Source organism: uncultured Acinetobacter sp. (assembly GCF_947626835.1).
Taxonomy (GTDB): Bacteria; Pseudomonadota; Gammaproteobacteria; order Pseudomonadales; family Moraxellaceae; genus Acinetobacter.
Window position 1 is genome coordinate 1 of sequence record NZ_CANQTS010000007.1, and the last position, 20,574, is coordinate 20,574.

Below are 20,574 nucleotides of genomic sequence, written 5' to 3' on the forward strand. Positions count from 1 at the left end.
CTGACCCCTGTTGAATACAGAAATCAGTCCTTAGAATCTACCTAACTTGGAGTCCAACTTTTTGGGGTCAGATCATCATGTTGGGCTTTTTGTTATTTAGAGTCACTAGGCATCGGAGCAATATAAGCAATAATTAGCATAATCACACCTGCGCCCAAAAATGACAAAACACGGCTTAAAGTACCAATATTGGCCAAATCGAGTAACACTAATTTTAGATTGACCAACACCAAAATACTGCCGCCTAACACCCATATCCCTTTTAAGTGACGACGACTAGCAAATTGCATGGTGATTAAAGCCAAAACTGCCCAAAGTAAAGTCAGACTCAGTTGTACGGTCGAATCTTGCCAAAGGCCAGTTTCGTTATACGGCGTGTCTAAATACACATGTAAAGCACGTAGCATGATGTAACTACTCAGCCATAAGCCGCCAAGCACACTACACACCCCAACTAAACCTTGCTCTAAGCCAGATTTTTGTTGTTGTAGCAACACCCAAATAAAAGCAATCAATACCGCAAGGCTCACCGCATCAAAAGGATTTAAAATCGGCAAAATATAAGCATTAAAACTATGCTGCTCAAACAACTGCGAACTGATCATCCACATCGCCATTAGTACCAACGCGCTTCTAGCTTGCCAAAATTGCTGCCACGGTTGACCTTGTTTGGCGCACCACAGCGCAAAACCAAGCGGTAAAATCACTAAACCCACAAATGGCATATGTGGTAACAGACTACTACTTGCCAAAGCCAAACTGATTAAGGTGGTTAAGCTAATCCATTCACGATCCTGCTCAAGTGCGCTTAGCGGTCGCATACAGACTGCAGCAATACACAGCAAAGCTGCGCAGAATAAGCCTTGTTCAAGCCCGCTATCCCAAACAATCACGCCCGCTTGCGTATGGGCAAACAGCAACCAAAAAGCGTAAGCAAACATAGGTACTAAACCAATCCATTTTGGCAAAGCCCATGTCCACGTTGCACCGCGATACGTCAATAACTCATTGATGATCAGGTATGCCACGCTCAAGATTAAAAGCGTGCTGACACTTTGCAGTGGACCTGTTAATGCATCGAGCACTAACCACTGTAACAACACCACATTGACCAACATTAAGCCGCTCAGCAATAACACATCTAAGCTTTTGAGTTGCTGACGTGCATGTGGCTGAATATTGCTAAAAATGATTGCTGCGCTATAACATACCGCTAAAATCCAATATACCGTACGTGGTACATCGCTTAATTCCACAAAGTAATAGGTAGCCACCCCACCTGCAATTGCCAGCAAAGCCATGGCAATATAACGCCCAATGTCAGAATCACGTTTTAAAGCAATCACCAGCATCGCTATACCTAAAATAGCCCAACCCATGACGCCCCATTCGGCAGGCAAAATAATTGCAGGAATAAAAGCTGCGAAAATTAAGCTTAAAGCTAAATAGCTTTGTTTAATCCAGCCCATCTGTTGTTGCTGTTTAGCAAGCACATATAGAACAGCATATAACACGGCGTAACCAGCACTTAAAGCAGCTTGCATCATGGTCTGTTCAAAATAAATCAAATATAAACACGCATAGGCAAGTAATGGTGCACCAAATAACAAGCCTAAATCTAAGCTCGGTTGCAAAGAAAAGCTGTGTAAATCTTGCTTACGCAGTAATTGACTAAAACGAAAAGCCAACCAAATAAACAACAGGCTGTGTAATACCACCAAAAGCGCAATCTGATCTTGTTGAGTGTCATTGGCATGCAACAGCACATAGCCGCCTGCAATGCCTAAGGTAATTAAAAAGCCCACCTGATTGAGCACTTTCCATGGACGCAATGTGGTGAGTACGCCCATCACTAAATTGACCACCAAGTAGTAGCTCAAAAATTCAGTGGCACTGGCATTGCGAATCGGCAAAGTAAAAGGCGCAACATAAGCAATCAGCATGGCCATGAGTGCCAATTCGCGACTGTTTTGCTTGAGGCTTAAATAAATACTTAAAGCCATCAGTGCTAAAAACAGCACACTGACCACAGCAAAATTGGCTAGGATTTGATTGTAGTAGCTAAAAAATAACGTGAAGCACAACGTGGCGATCCCTAAACCCTGTAAGGCCAAGGCAAAGCTACGATTTTTAGCGCTTAAATACACCCCAAAGGCGGTGATGGCAGTAGCAGTGATCGCCACAGCAGCCAGTTTTAGATTTAAACTGATTTGCCAATGTTCGGTGGCAAAGCGCAACAACAGCACCACGCCAATCACTAACACTAAAATGGCGCCCTTTAGCACCAAATTTCCGCTCAATAACCAATCGGTCAAACTGTTGGGCAAGGAAGCTTGATACTCAGCAGAAGGTGTATTACTTAGGTTAGTGCTAGCAAAGGGTGCTTCTACCGCTGTATTGGGAATGTATTGCGGCTGTTGTTCTAAGCGCTGCTCGATATGCCGTAGCCAACTGAGTAAAAAATAAATCCATAGGCTCAATGCAGCCGCCAATAACCACGACCACGACATAAACGCGGCAAATACCGCCAAAATTGAGGCCAAATATAAAGGAACCCGTGAACGTGCCATGTGCTGTGGCTCGGCTTTGTGTGCCAAAGCATTCACGTACTGCATAATACTGATCACAAATGCAGCCCCACATAACAAACTCACGATGGGATGATCAAGCACAAACCACGAACCAATCCCCACCACGAGCAAGCTCAACAGCCACATCATGCGTTGTTCAGATTGCTGACTCACCATGATTTTATTCTCAAGTGTTTTGTTGATAATACATCAGTCGATGGGATGTTGAATGGCATAGTGTTAAAATCAAAGCCAATACTGTTAGTTGCAAAAATTAGGATCTCTCATGCCCCCATTTGTTTTGGTGGATGGCTCATATTTTTTATTTCGTGCCTTTCACGCCCTGCCGCCTTTAACCACGTCAACAGGCTTACATACCAATGCGGTACGTGGCGCAATTTCTGCCATTCAAAAATTGATGCGTCGCACCCAACCAACCCATATGGCCGTGATTTTTGATACCGCAGAGCCAACTTTTCGTCATCATTTATCGCCCATGTATAAAGGTGATCGTCCAAGTATGCCAAGCGAGTTGGCCGAGCAAATCCCTTATTTACACGACTTAATTCGTGCGTTAGGGATTCCACTGCATTATTTATCGGGTGCCGAGGCTGACGATATTATTGGCACATTAGCAAAACGTGCCGAAGCTTTAGGACATCAAGTTTTGATCTCCACAGGCGATAAAGACATGGCGCAATTGGTGACTGAAAAAGTGACCTTAGAAGACAGCTTTAAAGAGCGCCCAATGGATGTACAAGGCGTCTTTGATAAATTTGGGGTGTGGCCACATCAAATTATTGATTACTTAACCCTCATGGGCGATGCCTCTGATGGCATTATGGGGGTACCGGGTGTCGGACAAAAAACCGCAGCCAAGCTACTCACCGAATATGGCTCGATTGGCAGTATTTTAGAAAATGTCGATCAAATTAAAGGTAAGGTTGGTCAAAATATTAAAGACAGCGTAGAAGGGATTGCGCTTGATCATCAACTGGCGAGTATTGTCTGCGACCTTGATTTAACTTTCGGTTATGACGATCTTAAAATTCAAGAACCTAATGTCAATGAATTACGTCGTTTATACACCGAACTTGAGTTTCGTAATCAATTACAGTCGCTTGATCATCCCAACAACCCTAACAGCTCGCAATATCAAAAAATCAATCAAGCTTTGGCTACGCAAAGCCCTGAAGCTGTACAACAAGCCGCAGAAACCAGTCAAGATGACCAATTGGGCCAAGCCAAATACCATACCATTTTAAGCCAAGCCGATTGGGACAGCTTATGGGCACGTTTAAATACCGCAACCCGTTTTGCTTTTGACACCGAAACCACGAGTTTAGATTATCGTATTGCGGAAATTGTCGGCTTTTCGGTGGCATTTGATGCCCAAGATGCCTATTACGTCCCATTGGCACATGATTATGAAGGTGCACCGCAACAATTAAATCGCGATGTCATCTTAGCGCAAATTAAACCGATTTTAGAAAATCCAAATATTGATAAAATTGGCCATCATCTTAAATACGATGCGCATGTGTTAGAAAATCATGGCATTCATTTACAAGGTTGGTATTTTGATACCATGCTCGCCTCTTATGTCTTAAATTCTGTGGCGACTCGTCATGGTATGGATGATGTAGCGCGCGTGTATTTAAGTCACTTTACCACTACGTTTGAGCAAATTGCCGGTAAAGGCGCCAAGCAAAAAACCTTTAATCAAATTGAACTTGAAGTGGCTGCCGCTTATGCTGCAGAAGATGCTCATGTGACCTATCGTCTATATGAAGTCTTAGATGAAAAGCTCAAAGCTGTGCCTGAACTGAGCCATATTTTACACCATATTGAAATGCCAACCGCGCGTGTACTCACGCTTATGGAAGAAAATGGAATTCAACTGGATTTGGCTTTTCTTGCGCAATTGGGCAATGATTTTGAAGCTGCCATTGCAAGTTTAGAGCAGCAAATCATTGAACTTGCCGGTGAAAGCTTTAACGTCAGCTCACCTAAACAAGTCGGTGAAATCTTATTTGAAAAATTAGGACTCAAAGGCGGTAAAAAAACCTCAACAGGTCAATACAGCACCAATGAAAGTATTTTAGAAAAATTAGAGCACCCGATTGCTGAGTTGATTTTAGACTATCGCGGCTTAACCAAGCTGAAAAGCACGTACACCAATGGCTTAATCAAACAAGCCAATGAAAGTAGTGCGCGTGTGCATACCAGTTATCATCAAGCTTTAACTGCAACAGGTCGTTTATCATCAACCGACCCAAACTTGCAAAATATTCCAGTGCGTGAGCAAATTGGGCGTCAAATTCGTAAAGCGTTTGTGGCACCACAAGGTCGTGTATTACTGGCAGCCGATTACTCACAAATTGAGTTACGCTTAATGGCGCATTTTTCTCAAGATGATGCTTTAGTGGATGCTTTTAATCACAATCAAGATGTGCATCGTCGTACAGCGGCCGAAGTCTTAGGCATTGCATTAGAAGATGTAACCGGTGATCAACGTCGTCAAGCCAAAGCGGTTAACTTTGGTCTGCTGTATGGTATGTCAGAATTTGGTTTAACCCGTCAGTTGGGTTTTAGTCGTCAAGAATCACAAGATTATATTAAGAAATACTTCCATCGTTATCCGGGTATTTATGAATATATGCAACGCACCCGTCAAGTGGCTTTAGAGCAAGGCTATATTGAAACCATTAGCGGTCGCCGTTTATATACGCCAGACATCAACGCGCGCAACATGATGGTACGTAAAGCAGCTGAACGCGCAGCCATCAATGCACCGCTACAAGGGTCAGCAGCTGATATTATTAAAATGGCCATGATTGAAGTAGATAAAATTTTGCCTCAAGATCAAGCTAAATTATTACTGCAAGTACACGATGAATTGGTATTTGAAGTGGATGCTGAAATTGCCGACCAATTGGCTGAGCAATTGCGTGAGGTGATGCAATCGGTGATGCAGTTGTCTGTACCGTTAATTGTTGAAGTAGGCAAAGGACTCAACTGGGACGAAGCTCACTAAACTTTAAATAAAAAAAAGGACGCCACGGCGTCCTTTTTTTAAATCTTGATTTATACAATTGAGCTGAGCATCATTTGTGCAATATACAAGGTAAAAAACGCTAAGATAGGCGACAAATCAATCATTCCCATATTGGGCATAATCTTACGAAACGGCGCCAGCATAGGTTCGGCCAATTCTTGAATCACGTCAATATAAGGCGAACGTGTTTGGCTAAACATTAAAATCCAACTACAAATAATATAAGCAAACAATAAGTACTTTAAGATCGATACTAATGAATGCAGCATCGACAACACCGTGGTTAAAATAAAGTAGCCTGCCCCACCTGTGGGTTGTGCATTTAAATATTTAAAGCCAAATACTTTCAGGAAATACAATAAAACGGTTAGTACCAATGCCGCCAAATTGACACGTCCACCTGCAATGGTAGGCAAAATACGCCCAAATACATCAACAATTTTAGTGGCTTTGGTGGTAGACAGCACCACAGGGTTATAGCTATTCACCCCAGCCAATTGCATTAAAAAGCGGAAGAACAGCAATAAAATTGCGACATTAATAATAATGTCAAAAAATAGCGCAGAGGTTGAACCCATACTTGAATTTTCCTAATCAAAAATTTATTTGCTGCTTTCGCTTAACTCTTGTGCCAGTTCTTGACTACGGCTTTTGGCTGCAGCTAAGGCAGCTTGAATATTTTGCGAAATTTGTGCATGGTCAAATACTTCAATCGCCGCTTGTGTGGTGCCATTTGGCGACGTGACATTTTTGCGTAATTGGGCTGGGCTATTGGCACTGGTGATCGCCATTTGGGCAGCCCCTAATGCTGTTTGTAAGGTTAAAGCTGTTGCAGTTTTTTCATCTAAACCTAAATTCTTACCAGCACGGATCATGCTTTCCATCATATAGAAGAAATAAGCAGGTCCTGAACCTGATACCGCAGTTACTGCATCAATTTGCGATTCAACAGGTACCCAAATGGTTAAACCTGTTGCCGCCAAAATTTGGCTGGCTAAATCACGATCTGCCTGATTCATAGCTTCATTGGCAAATAAACCATGTGCACCAATTTGCACCAAAGCTGGTGTATTTGGCATCACACGTACTACACGCTCTGTGCCTAACAAATTGGCAATTGTTGCCACTTCTGCACCCGCGACAATAGATACAATCAATTTGCCATCACATAAACCATGTAGTGGTTTTAACACCTGAGACAAGACTTGTGGCTTGACTGCAAATACCACAACATCGGCAACTAAAACCGCAGCTGCATTGTCTGTGGTAACTTGCACGCCTTTTTCAGCAAGGAGATCACGCACCCCTTCTACTGGATCAGACACTGTAATACGTGTCGGTGCTAAACCGCGAGCAATTAAGCCACCAATTAAGGCTTGTGCCATATTGCCGCCACCAATAAAACTAATATTACAATCTAAAACAGCGCTCATGATCTCTCTTGCTCAAGGGGTAGAAAACAATAATTGAGGTTGCCAGCCATGCTGTTGATTATACTGCGACTCGGCAAGCCAAAATCCTTTGGGGGTAAAAACACCTAGCATAACATTATCTTTACTTAATATTTGTATCTGATGTCGTTGCCAAGGAAAAATTTGCGCCGCTTGAATGGCTTTTTTAAGTGGCCAATGTCCAACGCGCCCATGTAAGTGAATCTTCTCGCCACCTATACGCGGCATGACAGACAAAGGCTGCTCAAGCAAATCCCAACTTAGACCCCACGCCTGTTGCTCAATACAAAATTCACCGGCTGCCAGCTTAATCTTTTGGTCTAAAGACACACTCAATTCTTGAGGCACTGGGCTTTGCTGTTGGGCTAAATACTCAGCTTTGCTTAGTTTATATAAGACATTTTGATAGCGCAGATAATAAAATCCTGCATGATGTAAAGCTGACCGTGCATCGCTTTTTGCGGCAATCACTTCACTTTGTATGCGCTCCACTGTGGCTAAACTTGGGCGATATGCTGCTTGACCTTTGATCCAATTGGACAGCAACTGCCGTTGTCTTGGCATAGACAACTGTTGTAATAAGTTAAGATCAAGTTGATGGGCATCGCCACAAAACTCTAAATCTTGCTTTGCTACCTCTGCCAAAATCTCAGCAGCATCTTGCATCAGCACACTGCTGCGGCTAATGGCTTGCTGCATTTGAGGAAAACGCGATTGTAATAACGGCCATAGCTTTTCACGGCACCACGCCCGATCATAATGGGTATCAAAATTGGTGGGATCTTGAATATAGGCAATATGGTGTTGCTGCACCCATTGGCTAATCTGCTCACGCGATAGATTTAACAAGGGGCGCCAAATATTCAAATGTGTTCTTTGATCATGGATGCGCATAGCGCTTAAACCATCTACCCCACTGCCTGAAAACAAATGCAGTAATACCGTTTCGGCTTGATCTTGTTGATGATGAGCCAGCACTAAAATTTCATCAGGGGCAATATGCTGCTCAAAAGCCTGATAACGGGCAATACGGGCTTGGTTTTCTAGATTGCCGTTTTGTACGTCAACCTCAGCCACCACACAGTTAAGATTGAGTTTTTCACATTCAAGGCGCACAAATTCGCCCCAACTGGCACTGTGTTGTTGCAGTTGATGGTTAATGTAAATGGCACGGATTTTGTGAGGAAATAATGCAGACATCACATGCAGCAGCAGCATGGAATCCATGCCGCCACTACACGCAATTAAGAATTTTACATCAGCACTTGGCCAAGTGTTTAAGAGGCAAGACCTAAGTTGCTGCTGCCAAACTTCATTAAACGTTGGTAACGTGCTTCGCATCGCTCTTCGGCACTCATTGGTTCTAATTCAGCTAAGGCTTGTTTTAACACATCTTTGAGTGCATACATCACTTTTTCTGTGTTTAAATGCGCGCCTTCACCTTCATCGACCACATATTCAACAATTCCAATTTGCTTGAGCTTCTCTGCCGTTAAAGCTAAAGCTTCGCTGGCCTGTTCAGCTTTTTCAGCGGTTTTCCATAAAATAGAGGCACAGCCTTCAGGTGAAATCACCGAATAAATACTGTGTGATAACATCACCACACGATCGGCTACACCAATACCTAAAGCACCGCCCGAACCGCCTTCACCCAGTACAGTAGCAACCACAGGTACTTTTAAGCTCGACAATTGCGCAAGGCTGGTTGCAATTGCTTCAGCTTGACCGCGTTCTTCTGCACCTACACCCGGGTATGCACCCATAGTGTCAATAAACGTAAAGACAGGTAAATTAAAACGCTCTGCCATATCCAATAAGCGTTGTGATTTACGGTAGCCTTCAGGGTTACACATACCAAAATTATGTTGCAGTTTTTCACGCGTGCTACGACCACGGTGTTGACCAATCACCATCACAGGTTGACCATCAAAGCGGGCTAAACCACCAATCATGGCACCATCATCACCAAATAAGCGGTCGCCATGCAACGCGTCAAATTCGTCAAAGATTTCACCAACGTAATCCAAAAATTGCGGACGCTCCAGATGACGTGCAATTTGAACTGTTGTCCATGCTTTAGATACAGCTTTATTTTTCATAGGTCGACCATTATCCCTTAATTAACCCGTTCGTTAATCGATAAATTGTTCCGACTGAATATTCAATTCAATATCCCAATGCTTAAATTGCACTTGTTCATCATGTAACTCGGCAACGAGCAGAGGCCATTGTTTGGCATCACCAGAAACGCTAAGTTGCCATTGTTGCGCATTGATGACCTTTAATTCAATGGCAGGAAGCATCTCATCACTACGACTGTGATTGAGCAAAACAGCCAAGCGTAGCAATAAACATAAGTACATTAAGCGTTGACCACCGATACGTAAAACATCCAATTTGGCATCAAGGCGTAACTTACGACGATGATACGCCACTAAATGCGACAGGTAGTTTTGGTCAATTTGCGAGAAGCCGGCAATATCGGAGTGTTGTAACAAATAAGCACTATGACGATGGTAACCGCTGTGACTAATCGCCAATCCAATTTCATGTAAATACGCGGCACGACGCAGTAAATCACTGTCATCCACAGTTAATTTCAAGGCATCTGCGACATGTTCAAATAAGTTTTGTGCTGTAGCCACCACGCGTTCTGCTTGCTTAGGATCGGCATTGTAACGCCCCATTAAGGCATGCACAGAACGGTCACGGATATCTTCATGTTGAAAACGACCCAAGAGGTCGTACATTACGCCTTCACGTAAAGCGCCATCTGAATAAACCAATTTATCAATATTAAGAACATCAAAAACAGCGTACAAAATGGCAACACCGGCTGGCAAAACTGCTCGACGGTCTTCTTTTAAGCCCTCAAATTCCATATCCGAGATATGTTTATATTTGAGCATTTTGTCTTTGAGTTTGTCTAAACCTTCACGGGTGAGCTCTTCTTTTTCGTTGCTCCAGCCCATATTCACGCAAATCTGACGACAGGCTTTAATGGTGCCACTTGAACCGACCACTGTATCCCAACCGGCTTCTTTATAGGTGTTGACTAAACCTGACACTTCTTTACGTGCAGCAGTAATCGCGCGTTCAAAAGCTTTAACGCTAATTTCGCCCTCTGCAAAATAGGCTTTGGTAAAGGCCACACAGCCCATTTGCACAGATTCGGTATGAATCGGTTCAAATTCTTCACCAATAATCAGTTCGGTTGATCCACCACCAATATCAATCACCAAACGGCGACCGCTATTTTCCATGCTGTGCGACACACCTAAATAAATTAAGCGCGCTTCTTCACGACCAGCAATAATCTCAATTGGTTTGGGTAAAATTTCTGCGGCTTTTTGAATAAATTCATGTCCGTTTTTGGCTTGACGTAAAGCATTGGTCGCCACAATACGCAAACGGTTGGCTTGCACTGAGCTTAAACGTCCAACAAAACGCGCCAAACATGCCAAACCACGCTGCTGCGCGGCTTCGGTTAGGTTTTTATTTTCATCAAGACCGGCTGCCAATTGCACTTTTTCTGACATCGAGGCAACTTTTTTGACTTCGCCATGATCTACACGCGCAATTGCCAAATGGAAGCTGTTTGAACCCATATCAATGGCAGCAAGCAACTCTTCATCAATCAAAAAATCAGACATTATTTACACAAATCCTTGCACAATTGCGCCTAGATTAATTCACCTATCGGCAATTTAAAAGGCATTTATGCACTGATTTTGCTAACTTTAGCTTTTTTCTCCTGATGTGACAATTGTGTTACACGATAGTCACTATCGTGATCATCTATTAGACAAATTCTCAAGAAAACGGCAAAATCGTCATATTCCCCTACATTGTTATAGGCGGCTATGTAATACTAATAATTATAGAGCTGTCTTAAAAATTCATCTGGAGCCAAATCCATGTCTATCGTAAACACTACTGAAGCGACTTTCGCAGCTGATGTTTTAGAATCTGAACTTCCTGTTCTTGTAGACTTCTGGGCAGGCTGGTGTGCGCCATGCAAAGCGATTGCACCGGTACTTGAAGTCCTTGCAAGCGAATACGAAGGTAAAGTGAACATCGTAAAAGTTGATGTCACTCAATTACAATCTGTTGCTGCAGACTACAATATTCGTAACATCCCTGCATTATTGATGTTTAAAAATGGTGAAGTGGTTGCCACTCAAGTGGGTGCTGCACCAAAATCTAAGTTAGCGGCGTTTATTGAAGACAACATCTAATTCAATGTCATCAGCCCAATCATACGCTGAGACCACTCGGCGTATTTTTTTGCACTAAAATTGACAAAAACCCGTTTGTCTTCTATATTAGCTATTCAAGAAATAAAGGATGTCAATCCTGTCATTTTCTTACAAGACACAACACATAACATGCCACTCGGCAACAGCAATTGTTTTTACACAATTCTGAAATGATCGTTCCAAATTTTGAATTGTTGCTTTACAAAACAATGACGTGCATCTCTTGTCCGTTTGCGCCCGTATGTTGCTTCCTTTCTTACACTTTATCCCAGAATCTTACATTCTATCTGACCACCTATGAATTTAACAGAACTCAAGAAAAAACCGATTGGCGAACTGATCAAGATTGCCGAATTTATGGGCCTTGAAGGAATGGCACGTAATCGCAAGCAAGACATTATCTTTGCGATTTTGAAGCGCCACGCAATGAATGGGGAAGAAATCTTTGGTGACGGCGTTCTCGAAATTCTGTCAGATGGTTTCGGCTTTTTACGTTCAGCAGCAGGCTCTTATCTTGCCGGTCCAGATGACATCTACGTCAGCCCGTCGCAAATCCGTCGTTTTAACTTACGTACTGGCGATACCATTACCGGTACCATTCGTCCACCGAAAGAAGGTGAACGTTATTTTGCTTTACTCAAAGTGAACCAAATTAACTACGACACGCCTGAAAACTCGCGTAACAAGATTTTATTTGAAAACTTAACGCCACTGTTCCCAACTGAACAGCTGATTATGGAGCTCGGTAACGGCACCACTGAAGATTTAACTGCACGTGTGGTGGACTTAGTGGCTCCAATTGGTAAAGGTCAACGTTCTATTATTGTTGCCCCACCCAAAGCCGGTAAAACCATGTTGTTACAAAACATCGCGCAATCGATTGTTCGTAATAACCCTGAAGTCATTCTAATTGTGTTGCTTATTGATGAGCGACCTGAAGAAGTGACTGAAATGGAACGCACAGTTCGTGGTGAAGTCGTGGCTTCTACTTTTGATGAATCCCCTGCTCGTCACGTTCAAGTGGCTGAAATGGTGATTGAAAAAGCCAAGCGTTTGGTGGAACACAAAAAAGATGTGGTGATCTTACTCGACTCAATTACCCGTCTTGCCCGTGCCTATAACACCGTGATTCCATCATCAGGTAAAGTTTTAACCGGTGGTGTGGATGCACACGCTTTAGAGCGTCCAAAACGTTTCTTTGGTGCAGCACGTAATATTGAAGAAGGTGGCTCACTCACCATCATCTCGACTGCTTTGATTGAAACAGGCAGTAAGATGGATGAAGTGATTTACGAAGAATTCAAAGGTACAGGTAACCAAGAAATTACCCTTGATCGCCGTATTGCTGAAAAGCGAGTCTTCCCTGCCATGAACATCAAAAAGTCAGGTACACGTCGTGAAGAGCGCTTAATGTCTGAAGATAATCTACGTAAGGTTTGGATTTTACGTAAATTACTACATACTCAAGACGAACTTGTGGCCATGGAATTCTTACTTGATCGTATGAAAGAAACCAAAACCAATGATGATTTCTTTGATCAAATGAAGCGTAAAGCCAGCAACTAATCTGGCACAAAAAATTCTGATTTAAAGCAGAGGCTGTCTATAACGACAGCCTTTTGTTTAGGTTGACAAAAGTTACACAACGACACAATTGATGCCAATTTATGTAAACTTATTTTCAAAATTTTAATCAATTCAAGGACAAGCTAAAAAAACCGAAGTTTTTTAACTAGTTATTTGTTATTTCTCCAATATAAACCTTCGCCTTGATTGTTATTTTCTGTTAAAAAATCAGCGATTCTTTACGTTTTTGTGGCTTTTTTTCACATTGCCTAGTGGTATTTCAAAAAGCGCAGTGATAGCATATTCGCATACCCGTTAGACTGCTCCTGCCTTGTTAAACCTAATAAAAAATTAGGCGCAATAACAGCACACAACAGGCTAACCCAGGTCTTTTTTTATCTCATATTTAGAGAGTGATGCCATGTTATTCAAAAAAATCGCTATTGCTGCTGCAGTTGCTACTACTTTAGCTTTCGTTGGTTGTGCTAAAAAAACTGAAGAAGCTGCTGCTGACGCTAACGCTGCTGCATCTGAAGCTGTTGTAGCTGCATCTGAAGCGACTGCTGCTGCTGAAGCTGCATCTGTTGCTGCTCCTGCATCTGAAGCTGCTGCTGCATCTGAAGCTGCTGTTGCTGCATCTGAAGCTGCTGCTGTAGCTGTTGACGCTGCTGTTGAAGCGACTGCTGCTTCTGAAGCTGCTGCTCAATAATCTAAACTTTAGATTATTTGAAAAAAGAGAGCCCTTTGGCTCTCTTTTTTATTGTCTAAAATTTAATAAAAAAAGAGCAGATCAATCGATCTGCTCTGTACCTACGCGTTGACGGAACTTTTGTCCGGCACGGAAAGTCACCACACGGCGTGCAGAAATCGGAATTTCTTCACCCGTTTTCGGATTTCGACCCGGACGCTGACGTTTATCACGTAGCTCAAAGTTACCAAAACCCGAAAGTTTAACTTGTTCCCCAGAGATCAGCGCTTGGCTGATCTCATCGAAAAATAACTCAACCATTTGTTTCGCTTCACGACGATTTAAACTCGTGAGCTCACTTAAATGATCAGCCATTTCTGCTTTTGTTAATGCTGTCATGAAGCCCTCAATGTCGCTTGGTAAGTGTCTTGCAACACTTGTAGGATATTATCCATACCTGATTTAATTTCAGCATCTTCGAGTGTACGACTTGGATGCTGCCATAAAATAGCAAATGCCAATGAGCGTTTGCCGTCTTCTACACCTTGTCCAGTATACACATCGAATAACCAAGTTGAGTCTAGTAACTCGCCGCCAGTTTTTTCGATAAGTTGCTGAATTTCGCTAACATTAATCTTATCACTAATTAAAAGCGCAATATCACGTCGAACAGACGGAAAACGTGATAATTCTGTAAAATTAGATACATAAATTTGCAAAACAGCCGCTTGATCAAGTTCAGCGACCCAAGTCATGCCTAAATCAAGCTCAGTTTCTAAAGATGGATGCAAACGACCTAAGTAACCGATTGACTGACCATTGACCATAATCTCTGCCGATTGACCCGGATGTAACCAGCTACGCTCTGAACGTACATAATCCGCTTTGACACGCGCTGCTGCCAATAGTTCTTCAATGTCGCCTTTAAAATCAAAGAAATCCATTGGCTGTGGTTTACCATGCCAAGATTCTTGAGTTTTAGCACCCACTGCAATTAAGGCTAAGGTTGGGATTTGTTTTAAATCATGAATAGTGTTTGCATCTTGATAATCAAAACGTAAACCTAATTCAAAGAAACGTACACGGCTTTGTTGACGGTTAATGTTGTGCTGTACACAAGGGATTAAACTCGATAACAAAGTTGAGCGCATCACCGCTAAATCGCTTGAAATTGGGTTTGCCAATGCCAATGGATTAACCGCAGGATTCAGTTGCTTTTCAAGTTTTAAATCAGCAAAGCTAAAGCTAATGGCTTCTTGGTAGCCCAATGTCACCGCAGTTTGACGCAACTGAGCCAATTCAAATTGATCTTGATATTTGGCCAATTGAGCATCAATCACAGGTAAGCTGATTTGAATGTTGTCGTAACCGTGAATACGCGCCACTTCTTCAATCAAATCTTGGTAAATGGCCATGTCATAACGATGCGATGGCGGTACAACTGACCATTGACCTTGTGCGATCACGTCTACCTTACAACCAAGGCGTGTGAGCGCATCTGTAATAAAGTCAGAAGCCACTTCATAACCTAACAATTGATCCACTTGAGCTTGATTAAGTTCAATTGCATCGCGTGTTGGTAACACGCTTGGGTTTTCTGCTACAGTAATTGGACCAAACTCACCGCCTGCCAACTCAGCAATTAACTGTGAAGCACGGTGCATCGCCAGCATTGGCAATTCAAAATCTACACCACGTTCATAGCGCTGTGATGCATCGGTATGTAAACCAAAGCTACGCGCACGACCAGCAATCGCAAGTGGTGCAAAGAATGCAGATTCTAAGAAAATTTCAGTGGTTACATCGGTCACAGATGATGACAAGCCACCCATAATCCCTGCAATTGCTAACGCTTTTTCATCATCAGCAATCACCATCACATTGTCTTGTAATTCAACTTCTTGCTCGTTAAGTAAAACAAGCTTTTCACCAGCTGTGGCTTGACGTACATGCACTGAACCTTGAACTTGACCCGCATCAAAAGCATGTAATGGCTGACCAAGCTCCATTAACACGTAGTTGGTAATATCCACCAAAATACTGTGCTGACGGATGCCTGAACGTGCTAAAGCACGCTCCATCCATACTGGTGTTGGTGCTTTGGTATTGACGTTTTTAATGACACGACCTAAATAACGTGGGCAACCTTCTGTTGACACCACAACTTGCTTTTCGTCGCTAATGGTTGCTGCAACTTCTTTGATGTCAGGTGTAGTCACTGCCAATTGGTTAATCACGCCAATCTCGCGTGCGATACCGCGAATGCTAAAGCAGTCACCACGGTTTGGGGTGATACTGATGTCAATCACGTTGTCATCAAGCTCAAGATATTCACGGATATTAACACCTACAGGTGCATCTTCTGGTAGCTCTAACAGACCATCAATTTTGTCTTCTAAATCAATTTCAGATGCGCCGCACAGCATGCCTTGTGATTCAATGCCACGTAGCTTACCTTTTTTGATCTTAAAATCGCCCGGTAAAACAGCACCAATAGTAGCCACTGGCGCTTTCATGCCTACGCGTACGTTGGGTGCACCACATACAATTTGTAGTGGCTCAGCAGCGCCAATATTTACAGTCGTTACACGTAAACGATCTGCGTCTGGGTGTTGTTCAACCGTTAAAACTTCACCCACCACTACACCTGTAAATGGTTTTGCGGCTGGTGATAAGTCATCAACTTCTAAACCCAACATGGTCAGTTGATCAGACAGTTTGTCGCTATCAATAGCTGGGTTGACCCACGTACGTAACCAATTTTCGCTAATTTTCATTAAAATAAAACCTGTAATTTGAATCTTTAGAATCCCCCTCAAACTCCAATCAAGGAGTAGCCCTCCTGTATAAGCTAAGAGGTTAAGAGAGGATTAAATAAAAAGTTTTAAGCAAACTGGCGTAAGAAACGCACATCGTTTTGGTAGAACATACGTAAGTCGTTAATGCCATAACGTAACATTGCAAAACGCTCAACCCCTAAACCAAAGGCAAAACCTGTGTATTTCTCAGGATCAATACCTGCAGAACGCAGTACGTTTGGATGCACCATACCGCAACCTAATACTTCCAACCATTTGCCACGTTCATCCATAATATCCACTTCAGCACTTGGCTCTGTGAATGGGAAATAAGATGGGCGGAAACGTACTTTTAAATCTTTTTCAAAAAATTCATTTAAAAGATTGACCAATAAACCTTTAAGTTCTGCAAAGCTCGTTTTTTCAGCAACATACAAACCTTCGATTTGATGGAACATCGGTGAGTGGGTTTGATCTGAGTCACAACGATACACACGCCCCGGACACACAATACGAATTGGTGGCTGCTGGGTTTCCATGGTACGAATCTGTACGCCCGAAGTATGGGTACGTAACAAATGATTGACGTCAAAATAGAATGTATCGTGCATGGCACGTGCAGGGTGATGCCCCGGAATATTCAAGGCTTCAAAGTTATGATAATCATCTTCAACTTCAGGACCTGTTGCCACAGAAAAGCCTGCTTTGGTAAAAAATTGGCAAATACGTTCTTGGACTTGAGTAACCGGATGAATACTGCCAACGCTTTGACCACGGCCCGGTAGGCTAATATCAATGGTTTCGCTGGCAAGTTTGGCTGCTAAAGCAGCTTGTTGTAATGCAGTTTGACGCTCAGTTAAAGCGGCATTGATTGCTTCACGTACAGCATGAATTTGGGCACCAAACTCTTTACGCTGTTCAGGATCCATTTTGCCTAAAGACTTTGATTGCTCGGCAAGTTGGCTCTTCTTGCCGGTAAATTGCACTCGTACTTGATCGAGTGTAGCAAGGTCCTCTGCTGCTGCGATGGCAGCAAGCGCTTCAGTAGTCAGGGCTTCCAGTGACATAGTAACTCTCAAAGCAACATTTAGAAATATAATTAAAACCTGTCATTCTAACAGTTTTTCGCTATTTTTATGAAGCGTGTCTTTAACGAAAATTTAATTGCTAGGCGCTTTTGACAAAGGCTAAGATAAATACAAATTTCAATAGAGTGATGGCATGGCGCTAGACCCCATTTGGCAACAACAATTGACCTTAGTCAGCTATGGCAATCAATATCTTGCTCACGACTTAAATTTGAGTCGTTGGCTCAATCACGCGATTTTTGCGCAACATGCCTTTTTCTTTCGGGATTTAAACTCACAGCAGTTGTTGGCACAGCATTTTCAGATTTGGCTTGAAGGCTTAAAAGCCCAAGGTGTGACTCGCTTAAGCCTACATTGCTCCAGTTTATTGCTTAACGAAAAAAATCCCAACCCCAATATTGAGCTGATTCCTTATGCACATTTTATTGTCAGCCATAGCCCAAAAGCCCAACATGCTTGGCTGTGTGGTCGTGAACTTGCTGCTTGGTATCAATCGGAACAAGATTACGAAGCGCCAATTGGACAAGAGATGGTAAACCGCGTAGAAACTTTATGGCGTTATGAACTTAACAGCAAACTGGCTAAACACATCGCTGCTGATTTACAATGCCCCAATTGGGATGAAATTGAGCAATTTTTACAAACCGAATTGTTTAACCACCCATTGGCTCAAGATTTTACTGTGCCCCATGCAGGCATGGCTTACTATGGCATTCCAGATCCGCAAGATCAAAGTGATTATCTGGCTTTAATCCCAAGCGAGGTGCAAGCAGATTATGCGCATGAACGCCTACATCAGTTAGATGCATTGACGCAACATATCGCGACACTAAGAAAATTAGCACAGCAGCAAGACGCTCAAGATTTGCCTGCAGAACGACATCTGCAATATAAACACTTTGCTGAAAAAATTGAGGATTTACACGCTAAATTTATTGTAAAAGTCGCCAACCACTATGCAACTGCTCACTTAAGTCATCAAAGTGCGCAGACACCATTAGATAGCGCTATAGATGAAAAACTCGATTTTCCAACAGCATCAAGCAAGAAAGTCGGTGCAACACATGTGATTAAACTGATTTTAATGACTGCCCTGATTTGTGCAGCTGCATATTATTTTGGATTTTAAACAAAAAAAAGACCGCAAAAGCGGTCTTTTTTTCAAGTCATAAAGACTTATGCAGCCAATGCATCTTTCGCTTTTTGAGCGATAGCAGCAAACGCAACAGCGTCATGCATAGCGATGTCAGCAAGTACACGACGGTCGATGATCACTTGAGCTTTTTTCAAGCCAGAGATCATACGGCTGTACGATAAACCATTTTGACGAGCACCAGCATTGATACGCGCAATCCATAAAGCACGGAATTGACGTTTCTTTTGACGGCGGTCACGGTAAGCATATTGACCAGCTTTGATTACCGCTTGGAACGCTACGCGGTAAACGCGTGAGCGAGCACCGTAGTAACCTTTAGCGCGAGCAAGAATTTTTTTGTGACGGCGATGAGCCTGTACACCACGTTTTACACGAGCCATTTATAATCTCCTTAGATGTACGGGCACATAGCGCGAACTGCTGCAACGTCACTTACGTGAACCATTACACAGCCGCGTAATTGACGAATACGCTTAGCAGATTTTTTGGTCAAAATGTGGCGTTTGAACGCTTGTTTACGCTTAAAACCGTTTGCAGTCGCTTTGAAGCGTTTAGCTGCACCACGGCGGGTTTTCATCTTAGGCATAACAACCTCTTTTGAACACCTGTTCGGAACGTCTGCACCATTGCAAAAACGACCTGCAGGTAAGGGAGCCGATATTCTAAAGCATCTTTGTCTAAAACAAAAGCATTGTTGCTTAATATAAAATGATCTTTTTACTTGCGAGCCATATGATTTTTGGAAATACTGGAACGCATTATTTTTGCCCATTTTATTAAAATATTGGTTATGAAAGCAATTATCGCTGTAGCACTGTTTAGTTTACCTTTTTGCCTTGCCCATAGTGAGCCAGTCAAAACCCAACAATTAACCCCACAAACTTCAGCTGCCCTGCCCGCTCATCTCACCACACGTATTGATTGGCAGCAATTTCCAAAGCCGCATTATCAAAATCAAGACTTAAATCGGCAAGATCGTAGCGCAATTGTACGTGTTTCTGCTGATGAAACAGGTAAAGTGACCCAAGCCAGTATCCAAGAAAGTAGTGGTATCAAAAAAATTGATCAGGCACTACTCAAAGCCGTAGCAAGCGCGCAAGTCAAACCGCATCAGGTTCAAGACACCACCTTACCTATTATTGGCTATCAAGTCTTTAACTTGAAATATCAACACGATGATCAAGAACTTTGCCAATATCAGTTTAATTCGCAAGTATGGCAAGTACAGCAACAGGGTCAAAAAGCTGCTTTTACTTATCAGCAACAACCCGTTTTGGCTTTAACAGAAGATGATTTAAATCAGCATACACGTCGTGTTGCTTTTGAATTAAAAGTGAATAAAAAAGGCGATGTTAAACAAGTCAAAATTAACAAAGGCTCAGGCATCTATAACATTGATCAACAAGTGAAAAACGCTGCACAATCGGTACGGTTGAACGTAGCACGTAAATATTGGCTGTATAAACCCAATACCTTAAAAGATGAGATTGTATTTAAACTTAATGATTGCGCTTGATTACCATAACCAAAATACCAGATAAATAAACAGATAACGTCCGATTTTTGCCACACTCACCATCAGTAAAAATCGGATGAAATTTTCTCGCATTAAACCAGCAATCAAGGTAATGGGATCACCAATGATCGGGGTCCAACTCAACAATAACGACCAAAACCCATAACGATGATACAGCTTTTGTGCGCGATTAAGTTTTTGCTCTGATACAGGAAACCATTTTTTATCTTTAAAATGTTGTGCCTTAACGCCTAAGTACCAATTGACACAACTGCCTAAAATATTCCCCACGCTTGCCACAACAATCAGCAAAGCTGCTGCGTAATCGGTTTGGCTTAATAAACCTAGCAATACCGCCTCAGATTGTAACGGCAATAAAGTGGCTGCACCAAAGGCACTTAGAAACAGCAGCAACAGTGCCAAA

At 42.5% G+C, this 20,574-nt stretch carries 18 protein-coding genes; 6 read left to right on the top strand and 12 right to left on the bottom strand.

What is annotated here, in order from left to right; translation table 11 throughout:
- Positions 1 to 92 precede the first annotated feature (92 nt).
- Positions 93 to 2,747, bottom strand: a complete 2,655-nt coding sequence (locus Q0Z55_RS05005) for a DUF2339 domain-containing protein (RefSeq protein ID WP_297425037.1) — start codon at positions 2,745 to 2,747, stop codon at positions 93 to 95.
- Between the two features lie 109 nt (positions 2,748 to 2,856).
- Here Q0Z55_RS05005 and polA point away from each other — a divergent pair, with 109 nt between their 5' ends.
- Positions 2,857 to 5,607: a DNA polymerase I gene (gene polA / locus Q0Z55_RS05010; protein WP_297425039.1), complete on the top strand. Its 2,751-nt coding sequence runs from the start codon at positions 2,857 to 2,859 to the stop codon at positions 5,605 to 5,607.
- Positions 5,608 to 5,657: 50 nt separating this feature from the next.
- Here polA and Q0Z55_RS05015 read toward each other — a convergent pair whose 3' ends face one another.
- The 5 genes from Q0Z55_RS05015 to ppx are packed head-to-tail and all read right to left on the bottom strand — an operon-like array spanning position 5,658 to position 10,732.
- Positions 5,658 to 6,206: a YggT family protein gene (locus Q0Z55_RS05015; RefSeq protein WP_297425040.1), complete on the bottom strand. Its 549-nt coding sequence runs from the start codon at positions 6,204 to 6,206 to the stop codon at positions 5,658 to 5,660.
- 24 nt (positions 6,207 to 6,230) lie between these two features.
- Positions 6,231 to 7,061: a pyrroline-5-carboxylate reductase gene (gene proC / locus Q0Z55_RS05020; RefSeq protein ID WP_297425042.1), complete on the bottom strand. Its 831-nt coding sequence runs from the start codon at positions 7,059 to 7,061 to the stop codon at positions 6,231 to 6,233.
- 12 nt (positions 7,062 to 7,073) lie between these two features.
- Positions 7,074 to 8,420 (bottom strand): tRNA lysidine(34) synthetase TilS, encoded by a 1,347-nt coding sequence (gene tilS, locus Q0Z55_RS05025; protein ID WP_297425044.1) that lies wholly within the window; start codon positions 8,418 to 8,420, stop codon positions 7,074 to 7,076.
- Positions 8,357 to 9,178: an acetyl-CoA carboxylase carboxyltransferase subunit alpha gene (locus Q0Z55_RS05030; protein WP_297425047.1), complete on the bottom strand. Its 822-nt coding sequence runs from the start codon at positions 9,176 to 9,178 to the stop codon at positions 8,357 to 8,359. The genes tilS and Q0Z55_RS05030 overlap by 64 nt, the downstream gene beginning before the upstream one ends.
- Before the next feature lie 33 nt (positions 9,179 to 9,211).
- On the bottom strand, positions 9,212 to 10,732 hold the full coding sequence (ppx, locus tag Q0Z55_RS05035; protein WP_297425050.1) for an exopolyphosphatase: 1,521 nt from the start codon (positions 10,730 to 10,732) through the stop codon (positions 9,212 to 9,214).
- A gap of 264 nt (positions 10,733 to 10,996) precedes the next feature.
- Here ppx and trxA point away from each other — a divergent pair, with 264 nt between their 5' ends.
- The 3 genes from trxA (at position 10,997) to Q0Z55_RS05050 (ending at position 13,613) form a co-directional block, all read left to right on the top strand.
- Positions 10,997 to 11,317 (top strand): thioredoxin, encoded by a 321-nt coding sequence (trxA, locus tag Q0Z55_RS05040; protein WP_297425053.1) that lies wholly within the window; start codon positions 10,997 to 10,999, stop codon positions 11,315 to 11,317.
- Positions 11,318 to 11,635: 318 nt separating this feature from the next.
- On the top strand, positions 11,636 to 12,904 hold the full coding sequence (gene rho, locus Q0Z55_RS05045) for a transcription termination factor Rho (RefSeq protein ID WP_297425056.1): 1,269 nt from the start codon (positions 11,636 to 11,638) through the stop codon (positions 12,902 to 12,904).
- 421 nt (positions 12,905 to 13,325) lie between these two features.
- A complete protein-coding gene (locus Q0Z55_RS05050) occupies positions 13,326 to 13,613 on the top strand; it encodes a hypothetical protein (protein WP_297425059.1) in 288 nt (95 codons plus the stop codon).
- Positions 13,614 to 13,694: 81 nt separating this feature from the next.
- Here Q0Z55_RS05050 and Q0Z55_RS05055 read toward each other — a convergent pair whose 3' ends face one another.
- From Q0Z55_RS05055 to pheS, 3 genes are all read right to left on the bottom strand, one after another.
- On the bottom strand, positions 13,695 to 13,991 hold the full coding sequence (locus Q0Z55_RS05055) for an integration host factor subunit alpha (protein WP_067763456.1): 297 nt from the start codon (positions 13,989 to 13,991) through the stop codon (positions 13,695 to 13,697).
- Positions 13,988 to 16,369: a phenylalanine--tRNA ligase subunit beta gene (gene pheT, locus Q0Z55_RS05060; RefSeq protein ID WP_297425067.1), complete on the bottom strand. Its 2,382-nt coding sequence runs from the start codon at positions 16,367 to 16,369 to the stop codon at positions 13,988 to 13,990. The genes Q0Z55_RS05055 and pheT overlap by 4 nt, the downstream gene beginning before the upstream one ends.
- Before the next feature lie 107 nt (positions 16,370 to 16,476).
- Positions 16,477 to 17,457, bottom strand: coding sequence for a phenylalanine--tRNA ligase subunit alpha (gene pheS, locus Q0Z55_RS05065; RefSeq protein WP_297425070.1), 981 nt, complete (start codon positions 17,455 to 17,457; stop codon positions 16,477 to 16,479).
- Between the two features lie 154 nt (positions 17,458 to 17,611).
- On the opposite strand from pheS, the gene Q0Z55_RS05070 reads away from it, so the two are divergent.
- Positions 17,612 to 18,607 (top strand): hypothetical protein, encoded by a 996-nt coding sequence (locus Q0Z55_RS05070; RefSeq protein WP_297425073.1) that lies wholly within the window; start codon positions 17,612 to 17,614, stop codon positions 18,605 to 18,607.
- A 47-nt stretch (positions 18,608 to 18,654) separates the two neighbouring features.
- Here Q0Z55_RS05070 and rplT read toward each other — a convergent pair whose 3' ends face one another.
- Positions 18,655 to 19,014: a 50S ribosomal protein L20 gene (gene rplT, locus Q0Z55_RS05075; RefSeq protein WP_005095799.1), complete on the bottom strand. Its 360-nt coding sequence runs from the start codon at positions 19,012 to 19,014 to the stop codon at positions 18,655 to 18,657.
- Positions 19,015 to 19,025: 11 nt separating this feature from the next.
- Positions 19,026 to 19,220, bottom strand: coding sequence for a 50S ribosomal protein L35 (rpmI, locus tag Q0Z55_RS05080; RefSeq protein ID WP_122900225.1), 195 nt, complete (start codon positions 19,218 to 19,220; stop codon positions 19,026 to 19,028).
- 204 nt (positions 19,221 to 19,424) lie between these two features.
- On the opposite strand from rpmI, the gene Q0Z55_RS05085 reads away from it, so the two are divergent.
- A complete protein-coding gene (locus tag Q0Z55_RS05085) occupies positions 19,425 to 20,150 on the top strand; it encodes an energy transducer TonB (protein WP_297425079.1) in 726 nt (241 codons plus the stop codon).
- Here the strand turns inward: Q0Z55_RS05085 and Q0Z55_RS05090 are convergent, their stop codons facing one another.
- On the bottom strand, positions 20,151 to 20,573 hold the full coding sequence (locus Q0Z55_RS05090; protein WP_297425081.1) for a YqaA family protein: 423 nt from the start codon (positions 20,571 to 20,573) through the stop codon (positions 20,151 to 20,153). It lies immediately after the preceding gene.
- Position 20,574 lies beyond the last annotated feature (1 nt).